Origin of the sequence: Pseudomonas sp. LAMO17WK12:I5 (genome assembly GCF_900215165.1) — a bacterium.
GTDB lineage: Bacteria > Pseudomonadota > Gammaproteobacteria > Pseudomonadales > Pseudomonadaceae > Aquipseudomonas > Aquipseudomonas putida_A.
Window position 1 is genome coordinate 120,702 of sequence record NZ_OBDS01000001.1, and the last position, 22,641, is coordinate 143,342.

A 22,641-nucleotide genomic window follows, 5' to 3' on the forward strand; every position below is an offset into this window, starting at 1 on the left:
CCGCTGCAACTTTCTGGGGCCGCTGCGCGACCCATCGGGGATAAATCCCCTCACCACAAAGCCCGCTCCCACAAAGAGGGGCCTGCGCTACCGACGGTTATTTGGCCGACTGAACCGCCGCACCCAGTTTCTTGGCCGCATCGGCCGGGTCGGCTTTCGGGTCGTTGATGTAGTTGGTCACGACATCAAAGAACGCGCCCTGCACCGCCAGCGTGGTCGCCATGTTGTGCGCCATGCTCGGCTGCAGGCCACCGGACTTGGCGTCTGCCAGGAAGTCCTTGGCAGCGGTCTGCGCGCAAGAGTCGAAACCGAGTTTGTCCATGTTGTTCAACATGTCGTTACGTACCGGGATCGAGCCTTTGTTGATGCTGAAGACTTTCTGGAAGTTTTCACCCAGCACGACTTTGGCGATGTCCTGCTGACCGGCCGCAGTGCCTTTGTCTTTCTGCTTGAACACCGCCAGGGAGTCGATGTTGTAGGTGAACGCCTTGTCGGTGCCAGGGAACGCTACGCACTCGTAGTCCTTGCCGGCGACTTTCTTGGCGGCGGTCCATTCGGACTTGGCCCAGTCACCCATGATCTGCATGCCGGCCTTGCCGTTGATGACCTTGGCCGCTTCCAGGTTCCAGTCCTGACCCTTGCCGTCCTGGTCCATGTAGGTCGCGACTTTCTTCAGCTCGGTCAGCGCCTTGACCATTTCCGGACCGGTCAGCGCTTTGTTGTCCAGGTCGACCAGGGCTTTCTTGTAGCCATCAACGCCCATGACCGAGAGCACCACGGCTTCGAACACGGTGCTGTCCTGCCAAGGCTGACCGCCGTGAGCCAGCGGGATGAAGCCCGCAGCCTTGAGCTTGTCGCCGGCGGCGTAGAATTCTTCGAGGGTGGTCGGGTTCTTGGTGATGCCGGCCTTTTTGAAGACTTCCGGGTTGATCCACAGCCAGTTCACCCGGTGAATGTTCACCGGTACGGCCACGTAATCACCGTCGTACTTCACGGTATCGGAGACTTTCTTGTCGAGCAGGCTGTCCCACTTCTCTTCTTTGGCCACGTCCTTCAGGACGTCGGTGTCGAGCAGACCGGTGGAAGCCCACTCCTGGATGTCCGGGCCCTTGATCTGGGCGACACCTGGTGGGTTGCCGGCAACGGCGCGGCTTTTCAGCACGGTCATCGCCGTGGCACCGCCACCGCCGGCGACAGCGCCGTCTTTCCAGGTGAAACCGTCTTTTTCGACTTGCGCCTTGAGCACATCAACGGCGGCTTTTTCGCCACCGGACGTCCACCAGTGCACGACTTCGACCGAACCTTTGGATTCGGCAGCGGAAACACTGAGAGGCAGAATTGCGAGCGGGAACAGGGAGGCGACAGAAATGACAGTAGCGAGGCGAGAAATCGCATTCATCTGAGATGTACCTTTCTTGTTGTTATGCATGCAAGTCTGGTGCTTGCGCTGCACAGGAGTTTAAACAGGGCGATTCCCTTCGCAGGTAACGAAGGGACGCGCAAATGTCACCACATGGTTACACAGGAACAGCCCGGGATATTTGCGCCAGAGCTGTCGCCATACTCGGTGACAAGGGTAGACGAGGGATCAATACCGCCTGCCAGGCATGATACAGATCGGGTTTGCCCGGCCAGATATCGGCGCTCGGACGGTTTTGCGGATCGAGTTCGTGATGCCAGCTGCCGTCGCTGCGATCGATGAAATGGCCTTCACAGAATTCCCAGAACAGCCGGTACCAGGTTTCGTATTGCGCATCACCGGTGCGTTTGAGCAAGGCGCTGGCAGCCGCGCTGGCTTCAGCATGGGTCCAGTGCAAGCGATGACGCACCACGGCTTTGTTGCCCCAGTCGAGGGTGTAAACGATCCCCGGCGCGCCATCGACGTCCCAGCCGTTGCGGCAGTTCTGTTCGAAGAGTTTTTGCGCATCGGTCGCCAGCCAGCCCGGCGTGAGCATCCCGGCCTGAACCCGCGCCGCTTCGAGGTGCAACAGCAGCCGCGCCCACTCGAAACCGTGGCCCGGGGTGGTGCCGTAAGGGCGGAAGCCGTCAGCGGGATTGTCGTGGTTGTACTCGCGCAGCGGTTGCCAGTCGCGGTCGAAATGCTCGATGACCATGTAGCCGTTGGCGGCGGCGTGACCGTGGATCACCCGCTCGACGATGCGCTGCGCACGTACCAGCCAGCGCGGATCTTCAGTGACATCGGCCAGCGCGAGGAACGCTTCGGTGGCGTGCATGTTGCTGTTGGCGCCGCGATAGGCCTCTTCTTCGCGCCAGTCGCGATTGAAGAATTCGCGCATGGCGCCCTCTTCTTCGCTCCAGAAATACGTGTCGATGATGTCGATCGCATCATCCAGCAGCGCCTGGGCGCCGGGACGCTGCGCGACCACCGCCGAGCTGGCCGCGAGCGCGACAAAAGCATGCAGATAGGCGTTCTTGCCGGTGTTGCCATCGCGGTGTTCAGCGACCGCAAACCAGCCGCCGTGCAGCGCATCCCGCAACGGCCCGCGCAGCGCCGCAATGCCGTGATCGACCAGCTCCGCGAACCCCGGCAGACCCTGAATGTGAGCCATGGCGAAACTGTGGGTCATGCGTGCAGTGTTCATGGTTTCGGCTTGCGCGTGCGCCGGCAAACGGCCGCGCTCGTCGAGATTGCCGAAACCCTCGGGCAGTCTGGAAGCCTTGGCGAATGCCAGCAGGCGCAGACCTTCGTCGGCGAGCCATTGCTGGTGGGCAGGGGCATTCAGCCAACTGCTGAAGTCTGGGTGAAAGGTGTCCATGAGTGGCCCTTTTTTGTTGTTATGACTGCGGGCAGTCTAAACAACGGGCCGGGGTGGGCTTGTAACGAAGGGGGCGGGTTTTGTCACCAGCTCGTGACATTTGTGTTGGATGGACCGACGCCTTCGCGAGCAGGCTCGCTCCCACATTCGACTGCGTTCCTTCAGTTGAAACGCAATCAACTTGTGGGAGCGAGCCTGCTCGCGAAGAACGATAACTCGGTCTGACTAATCAACACTGCGCGGCAACTGCAACGTCACCCGCAACCCGCCCTCACGCAAATTCTGCAACGTCACCTCACCGCCATGGCTGTGGGCAATGTTGCGCGCAATGCCCAAACCGAGACCATAACCCTGCTGCTGGCCGGCCAAGCGAAAGTGCGGCTCGAACACCTGCTCCAGCCGCTGCTCCGGTACGCCCGGGCCTTCGTCGTCGACGTGCAGGACAAACGCGCGCTCATCGTCATCGATGTGCAGGTGCGCGTTCTGCCCGTACTTCAACGCGTTGTCGATCAGGTTGCCGATGCAGCGCTTCAACGCCAGAGGTTTGCCTGGATACGCCGCCAGCGCCTTGCCCTGCTGGGTCACGCGGCCATTGCCGTTGGGCGCCAGGTACGGCTCCACCAGACAATCGAGCACATGATTGAGATCCACCGGCTCGATGTTCTCGTGGATGTCGGTGTCTTTCACGCACTGCAGCGCGCCTTTGACCAGCAGCTCCAGCTCATCCAGATCGCGGCCGAACTTGGCTTGAAGTTTCTCGTCTTCCAGCAATTCGACACGCAGGCGCAGACGGGTGATCGGCGTGCGCAGGTCATGGGAAATCGCGCTGAACAACTGGCTGCGTTCGGTCAGGTAACGGCTGATGCGTTCGCGCATGGTGTTGAACGCACGGCCCACTTCCACCACTTCACTGCCGCCGCCCTCGGCCACCGGCTCGACATCGGCACCCAGCGACAGATCCCGCGCCGCCCGCGCCAGACGCTTGAGCGGCCGGCTCTGCCAGTGCACCAGCAGGCCGATGAACAGCAGCAAAAAGCCGCTGGTGAGGACGATGAACCACACCTGCTGCGCCGGCAGGCCTTGCTCTTCAAGACTGGTGTAGGGTTCGGGTAACAACGAGGCGATGTACAGCCATTCGCCCGGCGCCATTTGAATCTGCGTGACCAGCACCGGCGGATTCACCGGTTCCAGCGTCAGCGCGTAATGCGCCCACGAGCGCGGCAGCTCATCGAGTTTCAGCCCGGCATTGAAGATCCGCAGATCCTCGGGGCTGACGAAGGTCACCGAAATATCAGTGTCATGGCCCAGCGACTGGCGCAGCACTTCATCCACCGCTTGAATCACCGCGGCCTTTCGCGGAGTGATCGGCAGCACGTCCATACCCAGCGGTTTGTCGTTGAGCGTCACCACGAAACGGGTGCCGCCCATGCTGCGCAACTGGTCGAGCACCAGAGGCCGGTAAGCCACTGGCAGCGAGCGGAAATAACTGACGCTGGCGGTCATCGAATGGGCAAGGCTGCGGGCGCTGGTGACCAGGCCTTCAAGCTGGGTGGCACGCAGTTGCGAGACCCAGATCACGCTCGACAACATCTGCGCAAACAACACCGCCAACAAGGTCAGCAGCAGCATCCGCCCGAGCAGCGAACGCGGCACCGGCACTTTGCTGGCGAGCCGGCGCAGCGACTCAGTGAGCATTGCCGGCAACCACATTGGCTGCCAGTTGGTAGCCACTGCCGCGCACGGTGCGGATCAGTCGTGGCGGTTTTTCCGTGTCGCGCAGACGCTGGCGCAAGCGGCTGACGGCCATGTCGACAATCCGGTCGAGCGGCATCAGGTCACGGCCACGGGTGGCGTTGCCGATGGTGTCGCGGTCGAGAATTTCCTGCGGATGATCGAGAAACAACTTCAGCAGCGCAAAGTCGGCACCGGAGAGAATCACTTCCTCACCGTCGGTGTGAAACAGCCGATGACTGACCATGTCCAGCCGCCACTCGTCGAAGGCCAGTACGTCGCTGCCGCTGCGCTCTTGACCGAACTGCGCGCGACGCAGCAGCGCCTTGATTCGGGCTTGCAGCTCGCGGGGGCTGAAAGGTTTGCCGAGGTAGTCGTCAGCGCCGAGCTCCAGCCCGATTACCCGGTCGGCTTCGTCGGAACTGGCGGTGAGCATGATGATCGGCACCTGCGCCTGACGCGGATGCTGGCGCACCCAGCGGCACAGGCTGAAACCGTCTTCATCGGGCAGCATCACATCGAGGATCACCAGATCGCTCGGCGCCTCGTTGAGGGCCTGGCGGAAACTGGCGCCATCGGCGGTGGCCCGCACCTGAAACCCGGCGCGGGTCAGGTAGGTTTCCAGCAACTCGCGTATTTCCTGGTCGTCATCGACCAACAATATCGACTTGTTGACTGAGCTCACTTCGAAGGCATCCTTGTTGTTGGAATTGGGGCGGATTATGCCTTAAGCATCGAACTTGCAAACACCACAGAACCACTGTGGGAGCGGGCTTGCTCGCGAAAGCGGTGTATCAGAGACATCTACGGTGACTGACACCCCGCTTTCGCGAGCAAGCCCGCTCCCACAATTGGATCGTGTTTCAGACAGGGATTGCTTGCTCCAGTGCGACACCGGCACCCACCAACCCGGAATACGGCGCCGTCACCAGCCACACCGGAATGCCCTTGAAGTAATCGCTCATGCAGCCCTTGTCGGCGAAGCTGCGGGCGAAACCGCTGTTGACGAAGAAGTCGGCAAAGCGCGGAATCACCCCGCCTACGATGAACACGCCGCCACGACCACCGGTGGTCAGCACGTTGTTGCCCGCCACGCGGCCGAGCCAGCAGCAGAATTGTTCCAGCACTTCCAGCGCGATCGGATCGCCAGCCAGACCGGCTGCGGTGATCGCTTCCGGCGTATCAAGCTTTGGTTCATGTCCGTCCACTGCGCAGATCGCCCGGTACACACGAGGCAAGCCGCCGCCGCTCAACGCAGTCTCGGCGCTGACGTGGCCAATCTCGTTGTGGATGTGCTGCCAGAGCTGGGTTTCACGCGGGCTGCTCAGCGGCAGATCAACGTGACCGCCCTCCCCCGGCAACGCGGCAAACCGGCCTTCGCCGAGATCGAGCAAGGTGCCGACGCCCAGGCCAGTGCCCGGGCCGATCACCACCGCCGGGCGCAACGGCTCCGGCGTGCCTTCGCAGACCACACGGAATTCGCCGGGCTGCAAACGGGTCATGCCCAGCGCCATCGCCGAGAAGTCGTTGATCAGCAGCAGTTGCTCGACCTGCAAGGTCTGGCAGAACGCCGCGCGGCTCAGGCGCCAGTGGTTGTTGGTGAACTTGAATTCATCACCACTCACCGGCCCTGCTACCGACAGGCACACCGAACCGATCGAACCCGGCGCCAGACCGAGGCCGCTCAGGTACAGGCTGATCGCCTCTTCCGGGCTGGCGTGGTCGGCTGTCGCCAGCACCTGAACCGATTGCAGTTGCTGGTTTTTCCACAACGCGAACCGCGCGTTGGTGCCTCCGATATCACCGACCAAAGCCAGTTTCAATTAAGCGTCTCCAGGGCAGAAGTGAAGGCGCTGGCGCCCTGCTCCGCCGAGCTGAAGGCCAAACGCATGAAGCCAAACAGTTCGCGACCGCTGCCGATGTTGTTGCCCAACAGGCCTTTGGCAGGTTCACGCGCTGCAAATTCGTCGGCGTCGACCTTGAGTTCCAAAGTGCCTTTGACGCCATCGACGCGGATGATATCGCCCTCTTGCACCCGCGCCAAAGCACCACCGACATAAGCCTCGGGACTTACGTGAATCGCCGCCGGGATTTTCCCCGACGCGCCGGACATGCGCCCGTCGGTGACCAGCGCGACTTTGAAGCCGCGATCCTGCAGCACGCCGAGGAACGGCGTCATCTTGTGCAGCTCGGGCATGCCATTGGAGCGCGGGCCCTGGAAGCGCATCACCGCGACAAAATCCTTTTCCAGCAAACCGGCCTTGAACGCATCGGCCAGGTCTTGTTGATCCTGGAACACCATGGCCGGAGCTTCGACGATCTGGTTCTCCAGCGCCACCGCGGAAACCTTCATCACCCCACGACCGAGGTTGCCCTCCATCACCCGCAGACCGCCCTCGGCGGAGAATGCACGGGCGACCGGGCGCAGGATGTTTTCGTCGAGGCTTTCGATCGGCCCTTCGCGCCACACCAGTTCACCGTTATCGAGGAACGGCTCTTTGGTGTAACGGCTCAAGCCATGGCCGAGCACGGTGTTGACGTCTTCGTGGAGCAGGCCGGCTTCGAGCAATTCGCGGATCAGGAACGACATACCGCCAGCAGCCTGGAAGTGGTTGATGTCGGCCTTGCCGTTCGGGTAGACGTGGCTCAGGGTCGGCACGACTTCGGAGAGGTCGGCCATGTCCTGCCAGGTCAATTGAATGCCCGCAGCCATGGCGATCGCCGGCATGTGCAGGGTGTGGTTGGTCGAGCCGCCGGTGGCGTGCAGCGCGACGATCGAGTTGACCAGCGCCTTCTCGTCGACGATTTCGCCGATCGGCATGAAGTTGCCGTTCTGCTTGGTCAGGCGCGTCACCTGATGCGCGGCTTCGCGGGTCAGGGCATCACGCAGCGGAGTGTTCGGGTTGACGAAAGACGCGCCCGGCAAGTGCAGGCCCATGACTTCCATCAGCAACTGGTTGGTGTTGGCGGTGCCGTAGAAGGTGCAGGTACCCGGGCTGTGGTAGGACTTCATCTCCGATTCCAGCAGCTCTTCGCGGGTCGCCTTGCCTTCGGCGTACTTCTGCCGCACGTCGGCTTTTTCCTTGTTGGAAATCCCCGAGACCATCGGCCCGCCCGGGACGAAAATCGTCGGCAGATGGCCGAAGCGCAGCGAACCCATCATCAGGCCCGGCACGATCTTGTCGCAGATGCCGAGCATCAGCGCGCCGTCGAACATGTTGTGCGACAGCGCCACCGCCGTGGACATCGCGATCACTTCGCGGCTCGGCAGGCTCAGCTCCATGCCCGGCTCGCCCTGGGTCACGCCATCGCACATCGCCGGCGTACCACCGGCGAACTGGCCGACCGAGCCGATTTCGCGCAAGGCGTTTTTGATCTGCTGGGGAAAGACTTCGTACGGCTGGTGCGCCGAGAGCATGTCGTTATACGAAGAAACAATGGCGATGTTCGCCGAGTTCATCATCCGCAAGCTGTGCTTGTCTTCGCTGCCGCACCCGGCCACGCCATGGGCGAAGTTGGCGCATTGCAGCTTGCCGCGCATCGGCCCGTCGGTAGCGGCACCGCGAATCAGTGCAAGGTAAGCCTGACGCGTGGCGCGGCTGCGGGCGATAAGCCGTTCGGTGACCTCAAGAACGCGGGGATGCATGTGTAGAACTCCAGGCTAACGGATGTGGCGACCTGATTGTCTATGCTGATCAAACGCCGTTGTTGTTGGAATGACAGACGGCTTTTTTGACCATTCGGACCAGTTGATTCAGGTCACTCGTTGTAGATAAAACAAAATATTGCCACTAAAAAGGCTTGTTTTCTATTTTTATGCGAATAATCTTGTAATTCCAACAACAAAACGACGGCGGCGCTGTTCAATGACTCTTCGAATCGCAATCAATGGTTTTGGCCGCATCGGCCGTAATGTCCTGCGCGCACTGTATACCCAAGGCTATCGACAGGATTTGCAGATCGTCGCCATCAACGATCTGGGCGACAGCGCCATCAATGCCCATCTGCTCAAATACGACACCGTTCACGGCACATTCGACGCCGAAGTGGCCCATGACAACGAGAGCCTGACGGTCAATGGCGACCGTATTGCGGTCAGCGCCATTCGCAACCCGGCCGAGCTGCCATGGGCGGCGGAAAAGATCGACGTGGTGTTCGAATGCACCGGTCTGTTCACCGACCGTGCCAAAGCCGCCGCGCATCTTACTGCCGGCGCGCGCAAAGTCATTATCTCGGCCCCGGCCAAAGGCGCCGACGCCACCGTGGTTTACGGCGTGAACCACGACATTCTGCGCCAGTCGCACCAGATCATCTCCAACGCGTCGTGCACCACCAACTGCCTGGCGCCAGTGGCGCAGGTGTTGCACCGCGAGCTGGGGATCGAAAGCGGCCTGATGACCACGATTCATGCCTACACCAACGACCAGAACCTGACCGACGTCTACCACACCGACCCGTACCGCGCGCGTTCGGCCACGCAGAACATGATCCCGAGCAAGACCGGCGCCGCCGAAGCGGTAGGCCTGGTGCTGCCGGAACTGGCGGGCAAACTGACCGGCATGGCCGTGCGGGTGCCGGTGATCAATGTGTCGCTGGTGGACCTGACAGTGCAGTTGAAAAAAGAAGCCTCGGCCGATGAGGTCAACGCGCTGATGAAAGCCGCCAGCCAGCACTCGAAAATTTTGGGTTACAACACGTTGCCGCTGGTTTCCAGCGACTTCAACCACAACCCGCTGTCGTCGATCTTCGACGCCAACCACACCAAAGCCAGCGGCAAACTGCTGAAGGTACTGGCCTGGTACGACAACGAATGGGGCTTCTCCAACCGCATGCTGGATAACTGCCTGGCGCTCTGCAACGCGGAGTAATTCCCTCCTCCCATGTGGGAGCGGGCTTGCTCGCGAAGGCGTCGTGTCAGGCAATTAATGTATCGACTGACTCACCGCATTCGCGAGCAAGCCCGCTCCCACAGGTTTTTGATTTCAATCTGAAATCAACACTTGACCACTCGGCTGGATGATAAGCATTATCATTCGCTCGAAATGGATCAGGTTCCCCCGTGAGTCAATCGCGCTTCAATCATGTCTTCCTCTCTCAGCGCACGTCCCTGCTGCGCACGATCGAACGGATGGTCAACAACCACAGCACCGCCGAAGACCTGTTGCAGGAGACCTACCTGCGCGTCACGCGGGCGCTGAGCGAGCGCGCCATCGATCACCTTGAACCCTTCGTGTTCCAGACCGCGCGCAACCTGGCGCTGGATCACCTACGTGCGCGCAAGATCCATTCGCGGACCATGGTCGATGACGTGCCACAGGACGTGGTGCACAGCGTCGCCGCCCCCGCCAGCAGCGCCGAAGACGCCGCCCACGCCGAACAATTGCTGGAGCGCCTGAACGTGAGCCTCAGTCAACTCAGCCCGCGTCAGCAGCAGATTTTCATCCTCAGCCGCCTGCACGGGCACAGCTATCAGGAAATCGCCGACGAACTGAATGTTTCCCTCAGCACCGTGCAAAAGGAGCTGAAGCTGATCATGACCATTTGTATTGGCGTCGCCGAACGTCTGAATGGCGACTGAAGTCGTAGGGCTTTTCTGTAAGTGTCAGGATCGCCTGCACTGATCATCGGGCTTTGCTACCCTTGGCCGACTTTTACGCTTCACTTAAAAAACAGCCGTGCACAGACACTGCCGAGGACACACCGTGACGGACACCCACCGCTCGCCTTCGCCGGATTCGGCGCAGGACGCTGCCAACGCAATGGATCAGGCACTCGACTGGCTCATTGTGCTCGGCAGCCCGGACGAGGAACAGACCCGGCAGTTCCATGCCTGGCTGGCGGCCGATCCGTTGAATGCCGAGGCGTTCGCCAAGGCGCAGGCGATCTGGGACGGGCCGCAAGTCGTCCAGTGCGCGCAAAGCCTCGCGGCCAAACCGACGAAAGTCACCGTCCTCAAGCGGTTGCGTCCGCACTGGAAACCGTTGGCGACTGCTGCGGTGCTGATTCTGGGCCTGTTCAGTTTCAGCAATCTGCCGATGCGCCTGCAGGCCGATCACCTGACCGTGGTCGGCGAGCGTCAGCGCCTGCAACTGGAGGATGGCTCCAAGGTGCTGCTCAACACCAACTCGGCATTCTCCAGCACCATCAATGACCGGCAGCGCGTGGCGCGGCTGTATCAGGGCGAAGCGTTTTTCGAAGTGGCTGCCAACCGTGGCCAGCCGCTGCAAATCGATGCCGGCCCGGTGCAGGCCAGCGTGCGCGACACCGCGTTCGCCGTGCGCTATCTGGACGGCGTCGCGCAGGTCAATGTGCAACGCGGTGATGTCGATCTGCGCGCCACGCACAACGACGCACGAGTGCGTTTGAGCGCCGGCGAAAGCATTCGCATCGGCCCCAACGGTTTCGATCGTCCGGCCAAGCTCGATGCCGCCACCGATCTGGCCTGGGTCCAGGGCCGACTGGTGTTCGAGAACTGCCCGTTGAATCAGGTGCTGGCCGAATTGCGCCGCTACTACCCGGGCTGGATCATCAATACCAACGAGCAGTTGGCCGACGTCAACGTCACCGGCAACTACCGCCTCGACCAGCCGCTGGACGTGGTGCGTTCCCTAGCCCACATCACCTCGGCGCGCCTGCAGGAATTCCCCGCGCTGGTGATCCTGAACTAAATGAGAATTATTTTTACTCGATAGCCAAAGCCCGTTCGTCTCGTTATAGCCAATGCAATTGATTCGCATCTTCGGAGGCGAATCAGCACCTATAAAGATTCGTGCGACACGGAGCGCTATCGATGTCCTCTCGCCTTACCCGCCAGACTGCTACCCCTTCCCGCGTATTGTCGCTGCTGACGGCCGCCATCCTCATGGCCGGCACTGCACCGCTGATGGCTGCCAGCGAACAACCGGCGCGCAACATGGGTGATTATTCGTTCTCGATCGGCCAGCAACCGCTGGTTTCGGCGCTCAATGCCTTCACCAGCGTCACCGGCTGGCAGGTCGGTTTACCGGCAGCACTGGGTCAGGGCGTGTCGTCGCCGGGCGTGCGCGGGTCGCTGCCGCCGGAGAAAGCCCTGGAGCGCCTGTTGGTGGGGACCAACCTGAGCTTCCGCAAACTGAGCAATAACAATGTGGTGCTGGAGAAGCGCGCCACCAGCGGCGCACTCAATCTGGATCAGGTGACCATCAGCGCCACCCGCCAGGAACAATCGGTCAACAGCGTGCCGGCCACCGTTACCGTGCAGACCCGCGAGGATCTGGACCGCAACAACGTCAACACCATCAAGGATCTGGTGCGTTACGAGCCGGGCGTGTCCGTCGGCGGCGCCGGCCAGCGCGGCGGGATCAGCGGCTATAACATTCGCGGCATCGACGGCGACCGCATCCTGACTCAGGTTGACGGCGTCGAAGTGCCGGACGGTTTCTTCAACGGCCCGTACGCCAAGACCCAGCGCAATTATGTCGACCCGGAAATCGTCAAACGCGTGGAAATCCTCCGTGGCCCGGCCTCGGTGCTGTACGGCAGCAACGCCATCGGCGGCGCCGTCAGCTACTACACCCTCGACCCGGACGACATCATCAAGCCCGGCAAAGACGTCGGTGCTCGCCTCAAAACCGGCTACAGCTCCGCCGATGAGAGCTGGCTGAAATCCGCCACCGTCGCCGGGCGTGCCGAGCAGTTCGACGGCTTGCTGCACCTCAGCCAGCGCGACGGTCACGAAACCGACTCCTACGGCAGCAACAACGGCACTGGCCTGGCGCGCACCGCTGCCAACCCGGAAGACGTCAAAGCCACCAACGTCCTGGCGAAGATCGGCTGGAACTACAACGAAGATTCCCGTCTGGGCCTGACCTACGAGAAGTACAAGGACGATCGCGACACCGATCAGAAAAGTGCCTACGGCGGCCCGTACTTCAATGGCGCCCCGACCATCCCCAACAGCATGCTCCCTGGCGGCATGTACCAGTGGCGCACCGGCAACGACACCATCACCCGCGAGCGTTTCGGCCTCGAGCACAGCTTCGCCCTCGACAGCCTGCTGGCCGACAACGTGAAGTGGAGCCTCAATCACCAGATCGCCAAAACCGATCAGAGCACCGAAGAGTTCTACTATCCGATGACCCGTAAAGTGCTGCGCACCCGCGACACGGTCTACGAGGAAAAACAGTGGGTATTCGATGCGCAACTGGACAAGGCCTTCGCCATCGGTGACACCGATCACGTGCTGACCTACGGCACCACAATCAAGCAGCAGAAAGTCACCGGCTCACGCAGCGGCGACGGCAAGTGCCTGGCAGTCGGCCGTGGCTGCACCGCCATCGGCGCCACCAGCGCGGCGGATGTGCTGAAAAAATCCAGCGACTTCCCGGATCCGACCATCAACACCTACAGCCTGTTCGCCCAGGATCAGATCAGTTGGAACAAGTGGACCTTCCTGCCGGGCCTGCGCTACGACCACACCCAGCTCAAGCCGCACATCACTCAGGAATTCCTCAACACCGTGGCCGCCGATGGCAACGGCACGGTCAGCGACGCGAACAAGAGCTGGCACAAAGTCTCGCCCAAATTCGGCCTGACCTATGCCCTGACCGATAACTACACCTGGTACGGCCAGTACGCCGAAGGTTTCCGCACACCGACCGCGAAAGCGTTGTACGGGCGCTTCGAAAACAGCACCACCGGCTACAACGTGGCGCCCAACCCGAACCTGGAACCGGAAAAAAGCAAAAGCTATGAAACCGGTCTGCGCGGCAACTTCGAACAAGGCTCGTTCGACGTGGCGGTGTTCTATAACAAGTACCGCGATTTCATCAACGAAGACGCGGTCACTCCCGGTTACGACGAGCTGACCTTCCAGTCGAGCAACATCAAGCACGCGACCATCAAGGGTGCCGAAGTCAAAGGTCGCCTGAACCTCGATGCGTTCGGCGCGCCGCAGGGCCTCTATACCCAAGGCTCGATCGCCTATGCCTACGGTCGCAACAACGACAACGGCGAGCCGCTCAACAGCGTCAATCCGCTGACCGGCGTATTCGGTCTGGGTTACGACCAGGACAACTACGGCGGCCTGCTGAGCTGGACCGTGGTGAAGAAAAAGGATCGCGTCGACGACAGCAACTTCAAGTCGCCGGATGGCGTCAGCAGCCAGTTCAAGACCCCGGGCTTCGGCATTCTCGATCTGGCCGGCTATTACAAAGTCACCGACGACGTCACCGTCAGCGGCGGCATTTACAACCTGACCGACAAGAAGTACTGGCTGTGGGATGACGTGCGCGGTTACGACAGCGTCGGCGAAGCCTCGGTGACGCAACCGGCCAACCTCGATCGCCTGACCCAGCCGGGCCGCAACTTCGCGATCAATCTGGTCTGGGACATCTGAACCGCACGGCCCTGCGACGCGCATTGATCAACGCGTCGCGGGGCTTTTTTTACGGTCTGGCAGCTGCCCGTTCGTCTCGTTATCAAGCGCCTCTTTTATCAAGGACACCCCCATGACCACTTCGGAAAAAGCCCTGCGTTCACAACGCCTGAACCAGATCACCCACGAGCCGCACAGCAAGCTCGACGCCCTGGTCAAGGCCCACGCGCCGTTCGAAACCCGCGCTAACTTCGCGCGTTTCGTGGTCGCGCAGTACCTGTTCCAGTCGGAACTGGTCGATCTCTATAACAATGCCGAACTGGCTGCCATCGTCCCGGATCTGCCGGCCCGTTGCCGCGCGGATGCGGCCAAGGCTGACCTGGCGGATCTCGACACCGACATCCCGCCACCGGTGGCCGGTGCGCTGAAAAATCCGAGCAAGGCCCGTGCACTGGGCTGGATCTTCGTCTCCGAAGGTTCGAAGCTTGGCGCAGCGTTCCTGATCAAACGCGCGGTGGCGCTGGAGCTGAGCGAAACCTTTGGTGCCCGCCACCTGGGTGAACCGGAAGGCGGCCGTGCCGAGGGCTGGAAAAGCTTCGTGCGCACCCTCGATTCCCTGCCGTTCACCGCCGAAGAGGAAGCCGAAGTCGAGCAAGGCGCAATCGACGCGTTCAACCGCTTCACCGTGCTGCTGGAACAGGCTTACGCCACCGAGGCCGAACCGGCCTGATACACAGCAAATTCCCCTTGTAGGAGTGAGCCTGCTCGCGATGGCGGTGTATCAGTCGACATTAATGTTGAATGACCGGATGCCATCGCGAGCAGGCTCACTCCTACAGGGGAACGGTGTAAGCCTGTAAGATTCCCGTCCCGCTTCAGAAGCAACCGCTGAGCCCATGCCGCAACCCGCCACCTCAAAACTCGCCCGTCTGCTGTTCGGCCTGCTGGCCTACGTCAGCCTCGGCATTGGCCTGATCGCCATCGTCGTGCCCGGCCTGCCGACCACCGAGTTCATCCTGCTCGCCGCCTGGGCCGCGACTCGCAGCTCGCCGCGCCTGAGCGCCTGGCTGGAAAACCATCGGCTGTTCGGGCCGATCCTGAGCAACTGGCGCAACGGCAAGATCATCGCGCGCAAAGCCAAGGTCAGCGCCACCATCAGCATGCTGCTGTGCGCGACGTTGATGCTGGTAATGCTCGATCACGGCTGGCCGGTGTATCTGGCGATTGCCGGGATGAGTCTGGGCAATCTGTGGATCTGGTCGCGTCCGGAAGCGCTCCCCTCCTCTTCCTGACCTCCCACTATGCTTTGTGGATGTGGCTTTTGTGGTGAGGGGATTTATCCCCGATGGACTGCGCAGCAGCCACTAAATCAGGCATCCGCAGAGTTTCAGTTAAAACTGGTTGTCAGGTTTTGGGCCTGCTGCGCAGTCCATCGGGGATAAATCCCCTCACCACAAAGCCTCATCACCAACAGCTCCCCGGTGTTCATCAGGCTGAAACTTCCCTGTAATTAATCGCCTTTTCAGCACATTCCCCTGCGCAAACGTTTAGCGCTGACCGTTCGTCGGCAAGCGGCTCATGCCCTCTCGCTGCGCGCCGATGAGCAATGCATGGCGCTGAATGGATTTGGCGAACCGGGTAGTTCATCCCGTGGCCACCTGCTCATTCATTCACGAGATCGCCCCATGTTCGACTCTCTCTCCATTCGCCTGAAAATCGTCCTGCTCTCCGGCCTGTGCCTGCTGGGTGTGGTTGCGCTGATCGTCGGCATGAACATTTACCAGACCAATCAGAACGACGAACTGGTCAGCAACTCCAGCAACCAGTTGCTCACTGCCAGTGTGCAGAACCTGTTGCAGGCCAAAGCCGCCGAGCAAGCAGTGCGGGTGCAGAAGACCTTTGGCGAAAGCCTGACGGTGATCACCGCGCTGGCCGATCAGATCAAGGACATGCGCGCACTGGCCGCCAAGCGTTCACTGGACGCCGGGGCCCTGCGTGAAGAATTGAACCAGAGCCTGAAAACCGCGTTCGAGCGCAACGACAAGGTGCTCGGCATCTGGCTCGCCTTCGAACCCAACGGCCTCGACGGCAAGGACAGCGAGTTCGTCAACGACGCCGCGCGCCAGTCCAACGAAGCCGGGCGTTTTGCGAGCTACTGGAGCCGCGCTGCCGGCTCGGCGCTGAACACGATCATGGTCGAAGAAGACATGACCAAGACCACCCTCAGCGTCAGCGGCACGCCGTACAACAGCTGGTACACCTGCCCTCGCGACAACAAGCGTACTTGCCTGCTCGATCCGTATGCCGACACCGTGGGCGGCAAGGAAATGTTGATGACCACCATTTCCGTGCCGTTGATCGTCGACGGCAAGGCCATCGGCGTGGTCGGTGTCGACATCGCCCTTGATGCCCTGCAAGCGGCGGCGGTGGAGTCCCAACGCAACCTGTTCAACAACGCCGGGCACATGCTGATCGTTTCGGGCAGCGGCGTGCTCGCTGCCGACAGTTCCGATGCGACCAAGGTCGGTAAAAAGATCAGCGATACCCTCGGCGCCGACGGCAAGGACCTGCTGCAACTGGTCAGCAGCGGCACGCCGAAGATTCTTGAACAGGGCGAGCTGATTCGCGCGGTGTACCCGGTGGATCCGATTGGCAACTCGCGGGCCTGGGGCGTGGTCATCGACTTGCCGAAACAGGTGCTGCTGGCCGACTCGGTCAAGCTGCAAGCGGTACTCGACGATGCGCAGGAAACCGGTGTGCTCACTGCGTTGCTGGTGGCGGTGGTGGCCGGTCTGGTCGGTCTGCTGCTGATCTGGCTCACCGCCTCGGGCGTGACCCGGCCGATCAACAGCGTCGCCGAGATGCTGAAGAACATCGCCAGCGGTGAAGGCGATCTGACCCAGCGCCTGAACTACAGCAAGAAGGATGAACTGGGCGAACTGGTGAACTGGTTCAACCGCTTCCTCGACAAGCTGCAACCGACCATCGCCCAGATCAAACAGAGCATCACCGAAGCGCGTGGCACTGCTGATCAGTCTTCGGAAATCGCCCGCCAGACCAGCGAAGGCATGCAGGTGCAGTTCCGCGAGATCGATCAGGTCGCCACCGCCTCCAACGAAATGAGCGCCACCGCCCACGACGTCGCCAACAGCGCGTCGAACGCGGCCAACGCCGCCAAGGGCGCCGACCAGTCGGCCAAGGACGGCATGTCGATCATCGAGCGCAGCACCCGCGACATCAATCAACTGGCCGATGAAGTCAGCAAAGCGGTGACCGAAGTCGAAGCACTGGCGGTCAACAGCGAGCAGATCGGTTCGGTGCTGGAAGTGATCCGCAGCATCGCCGAACAGACCAACCTGCTGGCGCTCAACGCTGCCATCGAAGCGGCCCGCGCCGGGGAAAGCGGTCGTGGTTTTGCGGTGGTGGCCGACGAAGTGCGCAACCTTGCCAAGCGCACCCAGGATTCGGTGGAAGAAATCCGCATCGTCATTGAGCGCATCCAGACCGGCACCCGTGGCGTGGTCGCGACCATGCATTCGAGCCAGACCCAAGCGCACAACAACGCCGGGCAGATCCGCCAGGCCGTGGACGCACTGGGCAAGATCAGCGACGCGGTCACCGTGATCAGCGACATGAACCTGCAGATCGCCAGCGCCGCCGAACAGCAGAGCGCCGTGGCCGAAGAGGTCAACCGCAACGTCTCGGCAATTCGCACCGTGACTGAAACCCTGACCGAGCAGGCCACCGAGTCGGCGGCGATCAGCAGCCAGCTCAATGCCCTGGCGAGCCAGCAGATGAAGCTGATGGATCAGTTCCGCGTCTAGCAAACTGCAAAAATCCCTGTGGGAGCGAGCCTGCTCGCGAAGACGGCAGCACATTCAACATCAAAGTGACTGATCCACCGCTTTCGCGAGCAGGCTCGCTCCCAAAGGGGTAAGTGTTCACCTGCCGGAATTTCATCTGGCCCGAGATTTTTTTGCACTATCATCGCCCTCTCTCCCGGAGGGCCTTCGATGACTGATTTACTCACGTCCATTCAAGCCGCACTCGGCTTGCCCCACACGCCGATTCCGTTCACCGCCAGTGGCGCCCTGCCCTCGGCGTTCGCCGTCAGCGACCTGGCCTGCGCCAGCATCGGCGCTGCCGGTCAGGCCGTCAGCGAACTGCTCCGGCAACAGACCGGGCACTTGCCCGCCGTGGAAGTCGATCGACGTCTGGCCTCGTTCTGGTTCGCCACCTCGTTACGCCCGATCGGCTGGGAAGTCCCACCGCTGTGGGATCCGGTCGCCGGCGACTACGCAACCGAAGACGGCTGGATCCGCCTGCACACCAACGCCCCACATCACCGTGCTGCGGCTGAAAGCGTGCTCGGTACCTGCGCCGATCGCGCTGCCATGGCGGCGAAAGTCGCGCAGTGGAACAGCGCCGATCTGGAACAAGCGGTGGTCGAGGCCAACGGCTGCGCCGCCGAAATGCGCAGTTGGGCGCAATGGCAGCAGCATCCGCAAGGGATGGCAGTGAATGCCGAGCCGCTGGTGCATTTCATCGATTCGCAGGATGAAAAGGCCAACGCGTGGCAAGGCTCCGTGGAGCAACCGCTGGCCGGGCTCAAGGTGCTCGACCTGACCCGCGTGCTCGCCGGCCCCACCGCCAGCCGTTTTCTCGCGGGCCTCGGTGCCAACGTGCTGCGCATCGATCCGCCGAGCTGGAACGAGCCGGGCGTGGTGCCGGAAGTCACCCTGGGCAAACGCTGCGCACGGCTGAATCTGCAGCAACCAGGCGATCGTGCAGTGCTCGAAAACCTGTTGAAGGACGCCGATATCCTCATACATGGCTACCGTGCCGATGCCCTGGAACACCTCGGTTTCGGCGCCGAACGCCGCCGACAACTGGCGCCGGGGCTGATCGACGTCTGTCTCAATGCCTACGGCTGGAGCGGCCCGTGGCGCAACCGGCGGGGTTTCGACAGCCTGGTGCAAATGAGCAGCGGCATCGCCGAGGCCGGGCAGCGCTGGAAACAGGCTGACAAGCCGACGCCGTTGCCGGTGCAGGCGCTGGATCACGGCACCGGGTATTTGATGGCGGCCAGTGCGATACGGCTTCTGACGCAGCGATTGAAGACGGGCCGCGGTGGTTCGGCGCGCTTGTCGCTGGCGCGTACCGCCAAGCTGTTGATCGAACAGGAGCCGGGGTCGAGCGAAGCGTTGCGGGCTGAAGATGCGCAGGATCAAAACTCGCATCTGGAGCAGACCCCGTGGGGGCCGGCGCACCGCTTGCTGGCACCGATGACGATCAGCGGGACGCCGCTGCAGTGGGCGTTGCCGGCCACCGAACTGGGTTCACATCGCCCGTTGTGGTGAATTTGAAATTGCTATCGCGAGCAGGCTCACTCCCACATTTGAAATGCATTCCCCTGTGGGAGCGGGCTTGCTCGCGAAGAGGCCCGCACTGACACCACCGATGCACAATCAATCCACCTACAGCGACAACACCCCGCTGTACAAACCATACGCCGCCAGCCCTGCGCCGATCAGCACACAGGCAAAAATACCTTTCTCGACCGGGGTGAACAGTGGCTCGCCCTGCTCATGCTTGGCCTTGGCGAACAGGACCACCCCCGGCGCATACAGCAGCGCCGACAGCAGCAGGTATTTCACCCCGCCGGCATACAACAACCACACCGCGTAGCACAGGGCGATCCCGCCAATCAGCAGATCCTTGGTGCGTTCGGCCGAGGCATGTTCGTAGGTTTCGCCACGTCCGCTGAGCAGCACCGCATACGCCGCCGACCACAGGTACGGCACCAGAATCATCGACGAAGCGAGGTAGATCAGGCTGGTGTAGGTGCCGGCGGAAAACAGCGTGATCAGCAGGAAAATCTGAATCATCACGTTGGTCAGCCACAGCGCATTGACCGGCACATGGTTGGCGTTTTCCTTTTTCAGGAACGCCGGCATGGTCTTGTCCCGGGCCGTGGCGAAGAGGATTTCCGCGCACAGCAGCGCCCATGACAGCAATGCGCCAAGCAGCGACACCGCCAGACCGAGGCTGATCAACAATGCGCCCCACGGCCCGACGATGTGCTCCAGCACCGCCGCCAGCGACGGGTTCTGCAAAGTCGCGAGTTCGGGCTGGCTCATGATCCCCAGCGACAGCACGTTGACCAGCACCAACAGCGCCAGTACGCCGAGGAAACCGATCACCGTTGCGCGCCCGACGTCGCTGCGTTTCTCCGCCCGTGCCGAATACACGCTGGCGCCCTCGATGCCGATGAACACGAACACCGTGACCAGCATCATGTTGCGCACCTGATCCATCACCCCGCCGAAGCTCGGGTTGCTGCGGCCCCAGATGTCGCGGGTGAAAATGTCGGCCTTGAACGCCACGGCGGCAATCACGATGAACATGATCAGCGGCACGATCTTGGCGACCGTGGTCACCTGATTGATGAACGCCGCCTCCTTGATCCCGCGCATCACCAGAAAATGCACCGCCCACAACAGCACCGACGCGCAGCCGATGGCGATCGGCGTATTGCCCTGACCGAATACCGGGAAGAAGTAACCGAGCGTGCTGAACAACAGGACGAAATAACCGACGTTGCCCAGCCACGCGCTGATCCAGTAACCCCAGGCCGATGAAAACCCCATGTAGTCGCCAAACCCGGCCTTGGCGTAGGCGTAGACGCCGGAGTCCAGTTCAGGCTTGCGGTTGGCCAGGGTCTGGAACACGAAGGCCAAGGTCAGCATGCCGATGGCGGTGATCCCCCAGCCGATCAGGATTGCCCCGGCATCGGCGCGGGCCGCCATGTTCTGCGGCAGGGAAAAAATCCCCCCGCCAATCATCGAACCCACCACCAGGGCGATCAACGCACCCAGTCGCAGCTTTTGCGTCGGTTGCGACATTCTTGTCTCCCTTCATTCATTTGTAACAACTATTAACTAAACGCCTGATACCAGACGACGTTTATCAGGTAATACCGAGAAACACTCGTTTATATATAGCGACTGACGCTAACGCCTAGCACGCTAAGACAGTTTTGTGCGCGAATCCTAATAAATCAATTCTGTACTGAAAACAGATGCTGAAAATTTGCCAAAAGCTGAAAAACAACTAGCGTGATAACTCTAAAGTAATAAGACCAATTCCCAACCACATCAGGCAAAAGCCTCTAGGACGGGCTTTCCAGGCGATAGCGTTATGCCTCCAGTTGTTTCATAAGTCATTCATTAACAATGGAATGTGGCCATGCACTGATCTATGTCAGCTGATTGAACAGACAACAGATCTACGCTGTGAACTCTTCTCTCCTGCAATGGAGTCATGCAATGTCTGAAGCTCCCGGAAAACTACGACTCGGTGCACTGGTTGCCTTGGTAGTCGGCTCAATGATTGGTGGCGGGATATTCTCTTTGCCACAAAACATGGCCGCCAGCGCCGACGTCGGCGCGGTATTGATTGGTTGGGCCATCACCGCTGTCGGCATGCTCACCCTCGCTTTTGTCTTCCAAACCCTCGCCAATCGCAAGCCTGACCTGGACGGCGGTGTCTACGCCTACGCCAAGGCCGGATTTGGCGACTACATGGGTTTCTCGTCCGCCTGGGGTTACTGGATCAGTGCCTGGCTGGGCAACGTTGGCTACTTTGTTCTGTTGTTCAGCACCCTCGGGTATTTCTTTCCGATTTTCGGCGAAGGCAACACGGTAGCGGCGGTGATCGGCGCCTCGGTGCTGCTGTGGGCCGTGCACTTTCTGGTACTGCGCGGGATCAAGGAAGCGGCGTTCATCAACCTGGTGACCACCGTCGCCAAAGTCGTGCCGCTGCTGCTGTTCGTCCTGATCGCGATTTTCGCCTTCAAACTGGACATTTTTACCGCCGACATCTGGGGTGTGAAAAACCCGGATCTGGGCAGCGTGATGAACCAGGTGCGCAACATGATGCTGGTCACCGTGTGGGTGTTCATCGGCATCGAGGGCGCGAGCATCTTCTCGGCGCGGGCGGAAAAACGCTCGGACGTCGGCAAGGCCACCGTCATCGGTTTCATCACCGTGCTGCTGTTCCTGGTGCTGGTCAACGTGCTGTCGCTGGGCATCATGACCCAGCCGGAACTGGCCAAACTGCAGAACCCGTCGATGGCCGCCGTGCTTGAGCACGTGGTCGGTCATTGGGGCGCGGTGCTGATCAGCGTCGGCCTGATCATCTCGCTGCTGGGCGCGCTGCTGTCGTGGGTGCTGCTGTGTGCGGAGATCATGTTCGCCGCCGCCAAAGACCACACCATGCCCGAGTTTCTGCGCAAGGAAAACGCCAACCACGTACCGGTCAACGCCCTGTGGCTGACCAACGCGATGGTCCAGCTGTTCCTGATCATCACCCTGTTCTCGGCCAGCACTTATCTGTCGCTGATCTACCTCGCCACCTCAATGATTCTGGTGCCGTACCTGTGGTCGGCGGCCTATGCCCTGCTGCTGGCGGTACGCGGCGAAAGCTACGAAGGCTTCGCGGCCGAACGACGCAAGGATCTGATTATCGGCGGCATCGCGCTGATCTACGCGGTGTGGCTGCTATATGCCGGCGGGGTCAAGTATCTGCTGCTCTCGGCCCTGCTCTACGCACCCGGCGCGATCCTGTTCGCCAAGGCCAAGCTGGAACTCAAACAACCGATTTTCACTAACGTCGAGAAGCTGATTTTCGCCGCAGTGGTCGTGGGTGCCCTGGTGGCTGCCTACGGTCTCTACGACGGCTTCCTGACCTTGTAACCCTTGATTTGTAATCTGGAGG

Annotated in this window: 15 protein-coding genes and 2 pseudogenes; 10 read left to right on the top strand and 7 right to left on the bottom strand. The window is 61.2% G+C overall.

Annotated elements, in window-relative coordinates; all coding sequences use genetic code 11:
- Positions 1–97: 97 nt before the first annotated feature.
- The 6 genes from CRO59_RS00615 to edd all read right to left on the bottom strand — a co-directional run bounded on the left by CRO59_RS00615 (position 98) and on the right by edd (position 8,154).
- Positions 98–1,399: an ABC transporter substrate-binding protein gene (locus CRO59_RS00615; protein WP_027612563.1), complete on the bottom strand. Its 1,302-nt coding sequence runs from the start codon at positions 1,397–1,399 to the stop codon at positions 98–100.
- A gap of 118 nt (positions 1,400–1,517) precedes the next feature.
- The gene (locus CRO59_RS00620; protein WP_097085917.1) at positions 1,518–2,777 is read right to left on the bottom strand and encodes an AGE family epimerase/isomerase; all 1,260 of its coding nucleotides are present in this window, start codon (positions 2,775–2,777) and stop codon (positions 1,518–1,520) included.
- 225 nt (positions 2,778–3,002) lie between these two features.
- Positions 3,003–4,472 (bottom strand): ATP-binding protein, encoded by a 1,470-nt coding sequence (locus CRO59_RS00625; RefSeq protein WP_097085919.1) that lies wholly within the window; start codon positions 4,470–4,472, stop codon positions 3,003–3,005.
- On the bottom strand, positions 4,462–5,193 hold the full coding sequence (locus CRO59_RS00630; RefSeq protein WP_007917879.1) for a response regulator: 732 nt from the start codon (positions 5,191–5,193) through the stop codon (positions 4,462–4,464). The genes CRO59_RS00625 and CRO59_RS00630 overlap by 11 nt, the downstream gene beginning before the upstream one ends.
- 178 nt (positions 5,194–5,371) lie before the next feature.
- Complete coding sequence (locus CRO59_RS00635; protein WP_097085921.1) at positions 5,372–6,331, bottom strand: glucokinase; 960 nt, start codon at positions 6,329–6,331, stop codon at positions 5,372–5,374.
- Entirely contained in the window at positions 6,328–8,154 is a 1,827-nt protein-coding gene (edd, locus tag CRO59_RS00640; protein WP_097085923.1) for a phosphogluconate dehydratase, read from the bottom strand. Before edd ends, CRO59_RS00635 begins: the two co-directional genes overlap by 4 nt.
- A gap of 220 nt (positions 8,155–8,374) precedes the next feature.
- Between edd and gap the strand changes: the two genes are divergently transcribed.
- The 9 genes and pseudogenes from gap to CRO59_RS00680 all read left to right on the top strand — a co-directional run bounded on the left by gap (position 8,375) and on the right by CRO59_RS00680 (position 19,223).
- A complete protein-coding gene (gap, locus tag CRO59_RS00645) occupies positions 8,375–9,376 on the top strand; it encodes a type I glyceraldehyde-3-phosphate dehydrogenase (RefSeq protein ID WP_027612558.1) in 1,002 nt (333 codons plus the stop codon).
- A gap of 191 nt (positions 9,377–9,567) precedes the next feature.
- On the top strand, positions 9,568–10,086 hold the full coding sequence (locus tag CRO59_RS00650) for an RNA polymerase sigma factor (protein ID WP_047599555.1): 519 nt from the start codon (positions 9,568–9,570) through the stop codon (positions 10,084–10,086).
- A 124-nt stretch (positions 10,087–10,210) separates the two neighbouring features.
- Entirely contained in the window at positions 10,211–11,176 is a 966-nt protein-coding gene (locus tag CRO59_RS00655; RefSeq protein ID WP_097085925.1) for a FecR domain-containing protein, read from the top strand.
- A gap of 122 nt (positions 11,177–11,298) precedes the next feature.
- Complete coding sequence (locus tag CRO59_RS00660) at positions 11,299–13,884, top strand: TonB-dependent receptor (RefSeq protein ID WP_097085927.1); 2,586 nt, start codon at positions 11,299–11,301, stop codon at positions 13,882–13,884.
- Between the two features lie 112 nt (positions 13,885–13,996).
- Positions 13,997–14,593 carry a biliverdin-producing heme oxygenase gene (locus tag CRO59_RS00665; RefSeq protein WP_097085929.1) on the top strand — a complete coding sequence of 199 codons (597 nt, stop codon included), beginning with the start codon at positions 13,997–13,999 and terminating at the stop codon, positions 14,591–14,593.
- 166 nt (positions 14,594–14,759) lie between these two features.
- Positions 14,760–15,155 (top strand): YbaN family protein, encoded by a 396-nt coding sequence (locus CRO59_RS00670; RefSeq protein WP_097085930.1) that lies wholly within the window; start codon positions 14,760–14,762, stop codon positions 15,153–15,155.
- Positions 15,156–15,812: 657 nt separating this feature from the next.
- Positions 15,813–16,781: pseudogene (locus CRO59_RS29140) on the top strand (chemotaxis protein); the annotation flags it as partial.
- Between the two features lie 378 nt (positions 16,782–17,159).
- Positions 17,160–17,687: pseudogene (locus tag CRO59_RS29145) on the top strand (methyl-accepting chemotaxis protein); the annotation flags it as partial.
- Between the two features lie 189 nt (positions 17,688–17,876).
- Positions 17,877–19,223 (top strand): CoA transferase, encoded by a 1,347-nt coding sequence (locus CRO59_RS00680; protein WP_097085934.1) that lies wholly within the window; start codon positions 17,877–17,879, stop codon positions 19,221–19,223.
- Positions 19,224–19,340: 117 nt separating this feature from the next.
- Here the strand turns inward: CRO59_RS00680 and arcD (CRO59_RS00685) are convergent, their stop codons facing one another.
- A complete protein-coding gene (arcD, locus tag CRO59_RS00685) occupies positions 19,341–20,768 on the bottom strand; it encodes an arginine-ornithine antiporter (protein WP_027612550.1) in 1,428 nt (475 codons plus the stop codon).
- Positions 20,769–21,191: 423 nt separating this feature from the next.
- On the opposite strand from arcD (CRO59_RS00685), the gene arcD (CRO59_RS00690) reads away from it, so the two are divergent.
- Positions 21,192–22,619, top strand: a complete 1,428-nt coding sequence (gene arcD, locus CRO59_RS00690; protein WP_097085936.1) for an arginine-ornithine antiporter — start codon at positions 21,192–21,194, stop codon at positions 22,617–22,619.
- Positions 22,620–22,641 lie beyond the last annotated feature (22 nt).

Coding starts and splice junctions, on each gene's coding strand:
- CRO59_RS00665 (WP_097085929.1), top strand. CDS start 13,997: ATGACCACTTCGGAAAAAGCCCTGCGTTCACAACGCCTGAACCAGATC.
- arcD (WP_097085936.1), top strand. CDS start 21,192: ATGTCTGAAGCTCCCGGAAAACTACGACTCGGTGCACTGGTTGCCTTG.
- CRO59_RS00670 (WP_097085930.1), top strand. CDS start 14,760: ATGCCGCAACCCGCCACCTCAAAACTCGCCCGTCTGCTGTTCGGCCTG.
- arcD (WP_027612550.1), bottom strand. CDS start 20,768: ATGTCGCAACCGACGCAAAAGCTGCGACTGGGTGCGTTGATCGCCCTG.
- CRO59_RS00625 (WP_097085919.1), bottom strand. CDS start 4,472: ATGCTCACTGAGTCGCTGCGCCGGCTCGCCAGCAAAGTGCCGGTGCCG.
- CRO59_RS00620 (WP_097085917.1), bottom strand. CDS start 2,777: ATGGACACCTTTCACCCAGACTTCAGCAGTTGGCTGAATGCCCCTGCC.
- CRO59_RS00680 (WP_097085934.1), top strand. CDS start 17,877: ATGACTGATTTACTCACGTCCATTCAAGCCGCACTCGGCTTGCCCCAC.
- CRO59_RS00615 (WP_027612563.1), bottom strand. CDS start 1,399: ATGAATGCGATTTCTCGCCTCGCTACTGTCATTTCTGTCGCCTCCCTG.
- gap (WP_027612558.1), top strand. CDS start 8,375: ATGACTCTTCGAATCGCAATCAATGGTTTTGGCCGCATCGGCCGTAAT.
- CRO59_RS00660 (WP_097085927.1), top strand. CDS start 11,299: ATGTCCTCTCGCCTTACCCGCCAGACTGCTACCCCTTCCCGCGTATTG.
- edd (WP_097085923.1), bottom strand. CDS start 8,154: ATGCATCCCCGCGTTCTTGAGGTCACCGAACGGCTTATCGCCCGCAGC.